At 63.0% G+C, this 11,716-nt stretch carries 11 protein-coding genes and 1 pseudogene; 3 read left to right on the top strand and 9 right to left on the bottom strand.

The genetic code is table 11. From position 1 onward, the window contains the following. The coding region (locus tag ACESMD_RS12490; RefSeq protein WP_372613643.1) for an outer membrane protein assembly factor BamD at positions 1-616 on the top strand (616 nt) is incomplete at its 5' end. A gap of 13 nt (positions 617-629) precedes the next feature. On the opposite strand, the gene ACESMD_RS12485 is transcribed toward ACESMD_RS12490, so the two are convergent. Next, positions 630-2,261 (bottom strand): NAD+ synthase, encoded by a 1,632-nt coding sequence (locus ACESMD_RS12485; protein ID WP_372613641.1) that lies wholly within the window; start codon positions 2,259-2,261, stop codon positions 630-632. Positions 2,262-2,362: 101 nt separating this feature from the next. Here ACESMD_RS12485 and ACESMD_RS12480 point away from each other — a divergent pair, with 101 nt between their 5' ends. Continuing rightward, on the top strand, positions 2,363-2,650 hold the full coding sequence (locus ACESMD_RS12480) for a PP0621 family protein (RefSeq protein WP_372613639.1): 288 nt from the start codon (positions 2,363-2,365) through the stop codon (positions 2,648-2,650). Between the two features lie 56 nt (positions 2,651-2,706). On the opposite strand, the gene thiO is transcribed toward ACESMD_RS12480, so the two are convergent. Then, entirely contained in the window at positions 2,707-3,822 is a 1,116-nt protein-coding gene (gene thiO / locus ACESMD_RS12475) for a glycine oxidase ThiO (RefSeq protein WP_372613637.1), read from the bottom strand. Positions 3,823-3,916: 94 nt separating this feature from the next. Between thiO and ACESMD_RS12470 the strand changes: the two genes are divergently transcribed. Beyond that, on the top strand, positions 3,917-4,483 hold the full coding sequence (locus ACESMD_RS12470; protein ID WP_372613635.1) for a GspH/FimT family pseudopilin: 567 nt from the start codon (positions 3,917-3,919) through the stop codon (positions 4,481-4,483). A 12-nt stretch (positions 4,484-4,495) separates the two neighbouring features. Here the strand turns inward: ACESMD_RS12470 and ACESMD_RS12465 are convergent. The 7 genes and pseudogenes from ACESMD_RS12465 to ACESMD_RS12435 form a co-directional block, all read right to left on the bottom strand. Then, positions 4,496-4,657: pseudogene (locus ACESMD_RS12465) on the bottom strand (NapC/NirT family cytochrome c); the annotation flags it as partial. Between the two features lie 40 nt (positions 4,658-4,697). Then, the gene (gene aroQ / locus ACESMD_RS12460) at positions 4,698-5,147 is read right to left on the bottom strand and encodes a type II 3-dehydroquinate dehydratase (RefSeq protein WP_372613633.1); all 450 of its coding nucleotides are present in this window, start codon (positions 5,145-5,147) and stop codon (positions 4,698-4,700) included. A 202-nt stretch (positions 5,148-5,349) separates the two neighbouring features. After that, positions 5,350-6,273 carry a branched-chain amino acid transaminase gene (locus ACESMD_RS12455; protein ID WP_372613631.1) on the bottom strand — a complete coding sequence of 308 codons (924 nt, stop codon included), beginning with the start codon at positions 6,271-6,273 and terminating at the stop codon, positions 5,350-5,352. A gap of 93 nt (positions 6,274-6,366) precedes the next feature. Continuing rightward, a complete protein-coding gene (gene glnE / locus ACESMD_RS12450; protein ID WP_372613628.1) occupies positions 6,367-9,354 on the bottom strand; it encodes a bifunctional [glutamate--ammonia ligase]-adenylyl-L-tyrosine phosphorylase/[glutamate--ammonia-ligase] adenylyltransferase in 2,988 nt (995 codons plus the stop codon). Between the two features lie 77 nt (positions 9,355-9,431). Beyond that, positions 9,432-9,803, bottom strand: a complete 372-nt coding sequence (locus tag ACESMD_RS12445; RefSeq protein WP_372613626.1) for a diacylglycerol kinase — start codon at positions 9,801-9,803, stop codon at positions 9,432-9,434. Positions 9,804-9,816: 13 nt separating this feature from the next. Continuing rightward, positions 9,817-11,250, bottom strand: coding sequence for a D-alanyl-D-alanine carboxypeptidase/D-alanyl-D-alanine-endopeptidase (dacB, locus tag ACESMD_RS12440; RefSeq protein ID WP_372613624.1), 1,434 nt, complete (start codon positions 11,248-11,250; stop codon positions 9,817-9,819). Between the two features lie 31 nt (positions 11,251-11,281). Beyond that, positions 11,282-11,614, bottom strand: a complete 333-nt coding sequence (locus ACESMD_RS12435) for an SMR family transporter (protein WP_372613622.1) — start codon at positions 11,612-11,614, stop codon at positions 11,282-11,284. Positions 11,615-11,716 lie beyond the last annotated feature (102 nt).

Raw genomic sequence — 11,716 nt, 5'->3', positions numbered from 1 at the left:
CTACCCGTTCGGCGGTCATGCCGAACAGGCTCAGCTGGAACTCATCTATGCACATTACGAGAGCGACGACTGGGAAGCCACCCGGGCCGCCGCCAGCCGTTTCATCCGGCTGCACCCGAGCCATCCCCAGGCCGACTATGCCCTCTATATGCGCGGGCTGGCAGCCTGGCAGGCCGGGCGTTTCAGCCTGGAACGCCTGCGCCTGATTGACATCTCCAGGCGTGACCTGGGCGCATCACGCGACGCCTATACCGATTTCCGCGAACTGGTCAATCTCTACCCCGATAGCCCCTATGCGCCGGATGCCGAGCAGCGCATCGTCTACCTGCGCAACATCATGGCTCGCCACGAGTTGCACGTGGCTGACTTCTATCTGCGCAAGGGGGCCTACCTGGCCGCGGTCGAGCGCGGTCGCTGGGTGGTGGAAAATTACCCCGAGACAGAAGCCACCCGGGATGCCCTGGCGGCCATGGTGGAAGGCTATCTGGGTCTCGAGATGCGTGACCGTGCCCGCGAAACGCTCCAGGTTCTGCTGGAAAATGCCCCACGGCATGAGCAACTTCACGGCCGCACCTTCGAGCCCAAGCACGTCAAGGCCCAGTCGATATCGGCCTGAGCGCCGAGCGCCGTCACTCCCCCGGCTGCCAGCCATTGACGATGGGGTAACGGCGGTCGCGCCCGAAGCCCCGGGGCGTGACACGAACCCCGACCGGTGCCTGGCGGCGCTTGTATTCGCAGCGATCGACCAGCTTGACCACCTTGTAGACGTCATCGAGCTCGAAGCCGGCAGCGATGATCGCCTCGGCACTCATGTCGCCCTCGATATAGCGCACCAGGATGGCATCGAGAACATCGTAGCCGGGCAGCGAGTCGCTGTCCTGCTGGTCCGGAGCCAACTCGGCGGAAGGTGGGCGCTCGATGACGCGTTCGGGAATCGCCGGCGATTCGCTGTTCCGCCAGCGAGCCAGCCGGTAGACCCAGGTCTTGTAGACGTCCTTGATGGCATTGTACCCCCCCACCATGTCCCCGTAGAGGGTGGCATAGCCGACCGCCATCTCGCTCTTGTTGCCGGTGGTCAGCACCATCAGCCCCTTCTTGTTGGAAATGGCCATCAACAGCACACCACGACAACGCGACTGGAGGTTCTCTTCGGTGGTATCCCTTTCGGTGCCGGCAAAGCTCTCGGCCAGCGTCTCCATGAAGGCGTCGACCATTGGCTCGATGGGCATGACGTCGTAGGGCACCCCCAGCATCCGGGCCTGCTCGGCGGCGTCCTGTTTCGAGATGTCCGCCGTGTAGTGATAAGGCATCATCACCGCCTGCACGCGCTGAGGCCCCAGTGCATCCACGGCAATGGCCAGGGACAGGGCCGAGTCGATGCCACCGGAGAGTCCCAGCACCACCCCCTTGAAGCCACTCTTGTTGACGTAGTCGCGAAGGCCCGTCACCAGTGCGCAATAGAGATTCTCCTCCGGCGTCACTTCGGGGTCGGTCTCTCCCGCCTGGGGAACCCAAAGGCCCTTTTCCTGGACGAACTGCACCGGCATCAACCCCACAGCCCAGTGAGGAGCCTGAACCTTCAGCTCGCCCTCGGCGCTGACACAGGCCGAACCCCCATCGAACACCAGTTCGTCCTGGCCACCGATCATGTTGACATAGACCAGTGGTAGGGCCACATCGGCGGCGCGTTCCTCGAGCAGACGGAGGCGCTCGGCTGGCTTGTCCTGATGGAAGGGCGAGGCATTCAGGCTGACCAGGATCTGGGCACCAGCATCACGGGCAGCGCGCACCGGCTCGCTGCTCCACATGTCCTCACAGATCAGGATGCCCAGTCTGGCACCCTTGTGGTCGATCACAAGCGGCTGATTGCCTGGCGAAAAATAGCGCTGCTCGTCGAACACCTGATAGTTGGGCAAGGCCTGCTTGGCATACTCGCCGCGCCATTCTCCGTTGTACAACACCCCCGCCAGGTTCCAGGTTTTTCCCTCGCGACGACCGGGATAGCCGACGATCACCATGACATCACGGACGATCTTCTCTGCCATATGGCTTCGGGCATGACGCAACCGTGTTTCCATTGAAGGACGCAGCAAGAGGTCCTCGGGGGGATAGCCGGTCAGAAAGAGTTCAGGCAACACCACGATGTCGGCACCGTGTTCGATGCGTGCCTCGCGGACGGCCTCGATGGCCGTCTCGGTGTTGCCGGGAATGTCTCCCACCAACGAGTCCAACTGAGCCATTACCAGCGTCAGGTCTTGCATGGGCTTGAAAATCTCTCGAGAATCGATGGGTAGCCGTCATTGTCCCGCAAGGGCGGCCGAGTGGCAAAGCCGGCCATCTTCCACTGGGAGTCCCATAAGGAATGAACCTATTGCTCATTCGCCTGATCATCTTCGCCGTGCTCTTCTTAGCCGGCCTGAAACTCTATCGCATGTACCGTGAATACAAGCTCGGCCAGGAGGAGCTGCTGGAAGGAGACCAGCGCCAGGAAGGCGGCAAGATGGTCCGCTGTACCTGGTGCAAGGTCCATGTGCCGGAAAACGACGCACTGCGAGAGAAGGGCGAGTGGTTCTGCTGCAGTGCCCATCGCGACAAGTACCTGGAAGAACAGAAGACGCAGGATCAAGGGACAGATGATGGTAAGGAATAGGACCAAGCCGGAGACAAGAGGCCTCGGGGCCGAGTGGCAGAAATAGCCCTGATGGTTCAATCAGGGCTATTGAGCCCGTCCACCAGCCTCCCCTCCAAGCGATAAGGTGCCGGATCGAGGATCGACTCCCGCCCCAGCAGTTGATCCACCAGCAGCCGGGTCGATGCTGGCGCCAGCACCAGGCCGTTGCGATAATGCCCGGCATTCACGTGCAGATTATCGATGCCGGGTACCGAACCGATGAAGGGCACGCCATCCGGTGACCCGGGGCGCAGCCCCGCCCAGTGATGCTCGACCTCGCAGTCGGCCAGTGCCGGGATGATGGACACGGCACTGGCCCAGAGGGAATCGCGCGCCTCCCGGGACGTCGTCTTGTCGAATCCCGCCTCTTCCAGGGTCGATCCGGCCAGTACTCGGCCATCGGCACGGGGAATCACATAGCGTCCATCCATCAGCACTACGCGTTGCACCATGTCCTTGGGTGCCTTGAAAAGGATCATCTGTCCCTTCACCGGACGAACCGGCAGCTTGATGCCGACCTTCGCCAGGAGTCCCGCGGCCCAGGCGCCGCCACAGACGACTAGCTGGTCAGCACCCATCGTCCCCATCGTGGTCTCCACGCCTGTGGCGCGACCCTGCTCGACCGCAAAGCCGGTGACCTCACAGTCTTCCCGGAGACTCACCCTCGGCATGGCGTCCAAGCGAGTATAAAGCGCCCGCACCAGACGTGGATTACGGATGCTACCCAGGGTCGGCATCCACAGCCCTTCATCGAACCCCGGGGCCACCCGAGGTTCCTTGGTATACAGGAAGTCGGCGTCCACTCGCTCCAGCGGCTTGCCGACCTTCCGGGCCCAGGTCATGGCGCGGGTTTCGTCGTCCACCCGCAGGTACAACAATCCCTTCTGGCGATACTCCGGGTCGACGCCGGTTTCTTCGAGCAATCGCAACGATAATTCGGGATAGAAGCCTTCCGACCAGATGGAGAGTCGCGATATCGGCGCACTGTAACGCCAGGGGTAGAGGGGCGAAACAATGCCGCCGCCGGCCCAGGAAGCCTCGCGACCACACTGGCCCCGTTCGACAAGAGTCACCGAATGGCCGGCATCGGCCAGTTGCAGTGTCGTCATCAGGCCGATGACACCGCCACCCACAACCAGAAAATCGCTCACAAATAAGTGTCCGAGATCGCTTACAGAGAGGTGTGGCGAATCAACTAGGGTGAAGAAACCACTTGGGAAAAGTGAGTCTCTCCTGGAGGGCAAGATGCATGCTTACATCCCCCATGCCCCGTACCTTAACGGCAAGCCCGGCCAACTGGCAAAGCATGAGCAGGATGGCCTCACCCTGATCGAGCTGATTGTTGCCATTGCCGTGCTCGCCATCCTGGTGACCTGGGCCATACCCGGCTTCCAGGCCATGACGGCACGCAACGAGGTAGCCGCCGAGGTCATGCGACTCAAGACCGCTCTGGCCCTGGCCCGCAATACCGCCATTACCCGACGAACGACCATCGCCGTCTGCCCCCTTCCCTCGCCAGACGGCACGACATGCACCTTCACGGACTGGAATCACCCGCTCGTCGTCGTCGACGGCCAGGCGCCCAGCGGCAATCTGGCCGATGTCAAACGACTCAAGGTCCTCGAGGGCAGCACTGGCCCCAGTGTCACCTTCAACCGTGACTACCCGATCCGCTATCAGGCCACCGGCTGGTCACGAGGTCACAACGGGACCTTCGAGATCTGCGGCCGACACGGCGAAGGCGTCAAGGTCATCGTCAGCAACATGGGGCGGGTGAGGGTCGGAAAGGCAGACGACAGGCCCGAATGCTGAATGCCGTCGCCATCAACCATCACGTTCCAGATGTGCTACCCAGGAATCGAATCCGGGCAATCCAGGAACAACCGCCTGGAAATCTGGCCCCATATCGGGCAACTCATGGGCGATGCCCTTGTGACAATCGATGCAGGTCGCCTCGCCCGACGACAGATTGGTGGAATGCGCCTGGGCGGCCCGCGAGGCAACAGCAGGAGGGCAAGACCATTAATCAGTTTCTGGCAGTGGAGTTGATCACCGCCTCCAGTGCCGCCTGGTAACCCCGGGTGCCGAGACCGGCGATGACAGCGTCCGCTCGCAGCGAGACATAGGAATGATGACGGAAGCTTTCGCGCTTGTGCACGTTGGAGATATGCACTTCATAGACGGCCCCCGTGAAGGCATTCAGCGCATCGAGGATCGCCACCGAGGTATGGGTGAAGGCCGCAGGGTTGATGATAATCGCCACGGTACCGTCCAGCCGAGCCGCCTGGATCGCATCGATAAGAGCCCCCTCATGGTTGCTCTGGAAGCAGTCGACCTCCCAGTCCGCCAATACGGCCCTCTCTCGCAGGGCATTGTTGACGTTGTCCAGGGTCTCCTCGCCATATATCTCGGGCTCCCGGGTCCCCAGGAGGTTGAGGTTGGGTCCGTGCAGTACCAGCACCTTGCCTTGACTCATGCTTGTTTCTCCCGGGACAGCATCCCGCCTGATTGAAGAACCGCGTCCAGGATGCTGCCCAGACACGGTGATATAGCAGGAATCCTCTCAGAAGCGCCGGGAGGCGTCCATACTGGGCAAGAGACAACATCGATGCATTACGTCAGCGGCCCGCCTGTCGTCGACAGGCGGGCCACAAGTGGGAGAGAAGAGACGGCCCGCATCAGGCCACGGGCGTCAACCAACCGGCATCCAGTGCCTGCTTCCCTCGCACCAGGTCGAAATACAGTGACTGGATCTTCTCGGTGACCGGACCCCGTCGACCTTCGCCGATGATTCGCCCATCGAGCTCCCGGATCGGCAACACTTCGGCCGCCGTGCCAGTAAAGAAGGCCTCGTCGGCGATATAGATCTCATCCCGGGTAATCAACTTCTCGCGCAGCTCGAAACCCAGGTGCTCGGCCATGTGCAGCACGGTGTTGCGAGTGATGCCATTGAGGCAGGAGGTGAGCATCGGGGTGTAGATGATGCCGTTCTTGATCACGAAGAGATTCTCGCCGGAACCCTCCGCGGCGTAACCCTGGGGATCGAGCAGCAAAGCCTCGTCGTAGCCACCTCGCTGGGCCTCGGCCAGTGCCATCATGGAATTGATGTACTGCCCGTTTGCCTTGGCCCGGGTCACGGCAATATTGACGTGATGGCGGGTGAAGGAGGAGGTCTGCACCTTTATGCCCAGTTCGCGGGCCTCTGGCGACATGTAGGAGGGCCATTCCCAGGCGGCGACGATCACATGGGTCTTGAGGTTGTCGGCGCGCAGCCCCATACCTTCGCTTCCGAAGAAGACCATAGGCCTGAGGTAGGCCTCTTCGAGCCCGTTCTCCCGCACGGCGGATCGACATGCCTCATTGATCACCTGCCCATCGAATGACATGGGCATGCCGAGGATCTTGGCGGAATCGAAGAGACGCTCGGTATGCTCCTTCAACCGGAAGATGGTAGTCCCCTTGTCGGTGGCATAGGCGCGCACCCCCTCGAAACAGCCCATGCCGTAGTGCAGGGTATGGGTCAGCACGTGCACCTTCGCATCGCGCCAGGGAACCAGCTCGCCATCGAACCAGATGAGACCATCACGGTCAGCCATCGACATAATCTAGGTCCTTTCGTCTTCTCATGGTGTGGTGTTGAACCCCCGCCAGAAGCACGTCGTCCTGCGGGGCGTTGTCGGCTCTCGGCGAGAGCCTCAAGCGACTTCCGGCGGCTCGAGCAGCCGCTGCCAGAGCGCGATGACGGCCTGGCGGTGTTGGTGGTAATCCGCGTCTCGCCCTCGGCCCGCCTCTCGGGTCAGGGCGGATCGATGGGCGGCACCTCGAAAGGCGATGTAGGCGTCGCGCAGACGCCGGCAATCCTCTTCCGGCAGACGATCCGTCGCTTCCAGGGTCTCAAGAATACGAATATTGTCGCTCCAAGCCAATAGATCCGGCGCGTCATGGGACCTCGAGAGCACCGCATACTGGCAGAGGAACTCGATATCCACCATCCCGCCGAGATCATGCTTGAGATCGAAGTCGTCGCCCTTGCCCTTGCTGGCCAGGTGATCGCGCATCTTTCGGCGCATCTTCACCACCTCGTCGCGCAGCGTCTGGGGATCACGCTGGCGTCCGAGGATCTCGCCGCGGATCGCCGAGAACCGCTCTGCCAGGGTCTCGTGGCCCGCCACCACCCGTGCCCGGACCAATGCCTGGTGCTCCCAGGTCCAGGCTTGGTGGCGCTGGTAGTCGGCGAAGGCCTCCAGGGAGGTCACCAGCAGGCCCGAGTTGCCCGAGGGGCGCAACCGCATGTCCACCTCGTAGAGGGTGCCGGCGGGCGTCACAGCCGTGAGCAGGTGAATGATGCGCTGCCCCAGGCGAGTAAAGAAGACGGCATTGTCCAGGGGACGCTTGCCGTCGGTATCGCCCCGGGAGGCGCCATCATGGACGAATACCAGATCCAGGTCGGAACCATAACCGAGCTCGATGCCACCCAGCTTGCCATAGCCGACGATCAGGAACTCTGGCTGCTGGCCGGCGCGGCCACCCTCGCGTCGTTCGGGAAAACCATGCTTGCGCGTGATGTGCTTCCAGGCCATGGCAAGCACTGCCTCGAGGATCACCTCGGCGATATAGGTGAGGTTGTCGCTGACCTTCATCAGATGCCGAGTGCCCGCGATATCCGAGGCCGCCACATGCAATACCTGGGAATGCTTGAAGACTCGCAGCGCCTCGAGCTGGGCCTCTTCGTCATCTTCCGGCAGACGGCCCAGGGCCTGGCGCAGTTCGTCGGAGAGGCGGGCCTTGTCGGCAGGCGTGTAGAGGGTATCTGGCGAGAGCAACTCGTCGAGCAGGATCGGATGGCGGGCGAGCTGTTCGGCGATCAAGGGGCTGGCACTGCATAGCCTCATCAGGTGGCCCAGGGCATCGGGATTTTCGCGTAACAATGCCAGGTAGGCGGTACGTCGCAGAACGGACTCGATCAGCGGCAGGACCCGTTCCAGGGCGAGATCCGGTGACTCACTGGCGGCCAGGGCATCGAGGAGCAAGGGCATGAGTGCATCGAGACGGTCATAACCGATACGCTGCATGGCCGTCACCTGACGGGATTGGCGCAATGTGCTCAAGCGCCGCACGGCGGCGTCCGGCTCATCGAAGCCGGCCTCCTGCAGCAGGGTGGCGGCTTCGCCCTCGTCCAGCTCGCCGCGCCAAAGCGCCCGCCACTCTTCCAGGCTCACGCCATCGGACGCCTGTGACTCGTCGGTATCCTCGACCTCGTCCTCGGGATCGGCGATGACGGCATCGAAGTGTCGACGCACCCGTTCACGGGCCTCATCGAGCTTGGCGATCAACGCCGGCCAATCCTCCATGCCCATCGCCAGGGCCACGCGTTCACGGTCGACGTCATCCTCGGGCAGGGTCTGAGTCTGGCGATCCTCGAGCGCTTGCAGCACGTGTTCCAGGTCACGCAGGAAGGCATAGTCGGGGAGCAGTTCGTCGACGATCTCCTGGGGCAAAAGGCCGAGCTCGGGCAATCGTTCCAGGGCCGTCTTCAAGGAGGTGATCTGCAGTTCGGTATCGCGGCCGCCACGAATCAGCTGGAAGGCCTGGACAACGAATTCCACCTCGCGGATGCCGCCCGGACCGAGCTTGATGTTGCCTTCCATGCCCTTGCGCCGCACTTCCCGGTTGATCATCGACTTGAGCTCGCGCAGCGACTCGATGGCGCCGAAATCCAGATACTTGCGAAAGACGAAGGGACGCAGGCTGGCCAGCAACTCGGCGCCGGCCTCGCAATCGCCGGCCACGGGCCTGGCCTTGAGCATCGCATAGCGCTCCCATTCGCGGCCCTGGTCCTGGTAATAGCTGGCCAGCGAGGAAAAACCGCCGACCAGGGGGCCGCCATCGCCCAGGGGCCTGAGGCGCATATCGACTCGGAAGGCGAAACCGTCCGCCGTCACGGCATCCAGGGCGGTGATCAGTTTCTGGCCCAGCTTGGTGAAATACTCCTGGTGGTCGAGGGACTTGCGGCCGCCTTGTGTCTCGCCCTTCTCGGCAAAGGCAAAGATCAGGTCGATGTCGGAGGAGAGGTTGAGCTCACCGGCACCCAGCTTGCCCATTCCCAGCACCACCAGGCGCTGCTCGCTCCCGTCACGGCGGCGCTGGGGCCGACCCAGGCGCGGCTCCAGGTAATTCTCGAGCCAGCCGAGGGCACTCTCCAGGCAGGTTTCGGCGAGGCGTGACACCGCCAACGCCGTGGCCCACATGTCGATTCCCGGGGGTCGAACCAGGTCGCGCCAGACGATGCCCAGCATCCGTGCGCGACGGAATCGCCGGATTGCCGCATGCAGGGCCTCCTCGTCCTCGGCCGCCTCCAGGCGTTCATCCAGCCATTCGCCCAGGCTCTCGGCATCCGGTGCCGCTTCCAGCTCACCGCTGGCATCCAGATGCAATAGCCATTCGGGATAGCGCACCAGAGTCTCGGCAACGAATTCGGAAATCGCCAGGACCCTGGCGAGTTGCTCACGTCGTTCGCCAGAAAGCGCCAGCCAATCCTCAAGGGGGGACTCACCACCGTTCATGTCGGCCAGGTTGTCGGCCTGTTCGAGGGAAGTGGACAAGCGCTCCAGGTGTCGCGCCAGCGGCTCCCGAAGGGGCGCGGGGATATCGATCGGTGGCAGGAAATCATCGGGAAGGGCCATGAGGGTCTCGCAGGTCGATTCAGCAATGCACCCAGCATAACCAAGCCGGGCCGGTACCGGCACCCGCCCGGGACGAATCAGCCAAGGAATTTCTGCCAGCCGAGCAATCCCCAGGTCAGGCCTGCCAGCGTCAGGGCCAGCATGACCGCCGCCGAGCCGAGGTCCTTGGCACGACCAGAGAGCTCATGGTGTTCGGTACCGATGCGGTCCACGACACTCTCGATGGCGCTGTTGAGCAGTTCGACGATGAGCACCACCAGACAACTGCCTACCATCAGGATCCAGTCCACCGGCCCCCGGCCGATCCACCAGGCCAGCGGCAACAGCAACAGACAAAGGCTCAGTTCCTGGCGAAAGGCGGACTCGTGTCGCCAGGCAGCGGATAGCCCCTTGAGGGAATACTGAGTGGAATGGACCAGATGGCGCCAGCCGGTATGTCCGGGTTTCATGGGCAGTGTCCTGTCAGTTCTCGGCGATCATCTGTTCGAGGTCCTCGGCCAGGGAGTCGAGGACCTGCGTCCAGTTCAGCCAGGGGGTGCTTGACGTCCCGTTGACCATCACACTGAAGACGCCCCAGCGACCCGTCTGGGTGCGGAAATAGCCACCGGCGGCGCGTACCGCCACAGGCTGGTTGAGCGTTCCCGTCTTGATCATGACGTGATGACGAAACGCCGGCGAACCACGACGGATGAAGCGCATTACCCCATTCTCCGGCGACTGGAAGCTCGCCACGAAACTGGGGAAGAGCGCCGGCCGGTAATACATGCTCTCCAGCAAGCGAGTGATGCCGCCTGCCGAGGTGCGGTTCTCCGGCGTCAGGCCGCTGCCGCTACGCAGGGTCAAGGGGCCATGATCGGGAATGCTGGCCACGAACTGCTCGATTGCCTGGCCACCCAGCACGAGGTCGGCTCGCGGCGTCTCCACCAGGTCCAGGGTCAGGACGTCAGCCATGAAGTTGTTGGAATAGTTCAGTGTCCTCAGGAGCAACTCCTGTAGCGGCTTGCCCTCCACCTCGGCGATCTGTCTGGCGCTGGCTGGCGGCTCGGCGATGCTGGTGACAGCCTCGCCTTCCACCGCTATGCCCTGCTCCGCCAGCATGGCCAGAAGGGTCGCCGCCGTCTGCTCGGCGGGATCCGAACTGGCACGGTAGACATCACGCGGCAGGGCATTGGTGGAGATCTGGCCCCGTAGCACCATGACGTCACGGCCCTCACGCGTCACCCGCTCCGCATTGAATTCGGTGCCGCTGTTGTAGGGCCTGGTCTCGACCTGGTTGTCGACCTCCACGAGGCGGCCCTGGCTGTCGCAGCTGACAATCCTCGCCGGTCGCCCGGCTGTCGCCGCCGGGGCGACGGACACACACCAGCTTCCGAAATTGACGCCCGCCGAGGACAGCAAGGCGCTGTAGGCATTGGCGACCCTCGAGCGGGCATCACAACGATCGGTGGTGATGCATTCCACCGGACCGAAGCGCCACTGGCTGATGACCATCCGGCCGTTGACCCGACGGACACCGGCCTGGTGGAGTCGCTGGGTCAGGCGCCACAGGTCCTCGGAAGTCAAGGCGGGATCGCCGCCGCCTTCCATGAACAGGTCGCCCTGCAGGACCCCTTGATCATCGATTTCGGCATCGCTGACCAGACGAGTCACGAAGCGATGCTGGGGGCCCCAGCGGTCCAGCGCCGCGGCAGCCAGGTAGGCCTTGCTCACCGAGGCCGGCGAGAGCTGTCGTGCCGGCTCGATGGCACCGAGCACCTCACCGGTGTCGAGGAGTCGCGCTTCAGCACCGACCAGGAAGCCCCTTTCGGTCATCCGAGCCAGTTCGGTGAAGCCATTCGCCTGGGCGAACAGCGGCAGCAGGGTCAAGAGCAGGCAGAAGAACCGGTGCCGACACATGAAACCTCCAAAGGGCTGAAAGGTCACCAGCTTAATGGGCCGAGACCGAAGAGAATACCTGTATCACCACCACGCCCCCCACGATCATGCCGAGACCCAGCAGCGCCGGCAGGTCCGGTTTCTCGCCATAGACCAGGATGCCCACCAGGGTGACCAGCACGATGCCCAGGCCCGCCCAGAAGGCATAGGCGATGCCCACCGGCATGCTGCGAAGCACCAGCCCCAGCAGGTAAAAGGCCAGGCAATAGCTCACCACCACGGCGACGCTGGGCCACAGTCGGGTGAAGCCCTCCGAGGCCTTCAAGGCGCTGGTGCCGATGACCTCGGCGACAATGGCGAGTGCCAGGTAAATGAAAACCATCATCTCAGATCTCCTTGGGGTGCGAGAGGGACGGCATGAGGGCCGGGGCGTGGGCCAGCGCCACCACCAGCCGCCATAGCGACTGCCTGCTGGCAAGATACTTCT

It is taken from the genome of Halomonas sp. (assembly GCF_041689495.1).
Taxonomy (GTDB): Bacteria; Pseudomonadota; Gammaproteobacteria; order Pseudomonadales; family Halomonadaceae; genus Halomonas.
Note: the sequence above shows the minus strand (reverse complement) of the source record. Positions and strands in the feature narration are given on the sequence as shown.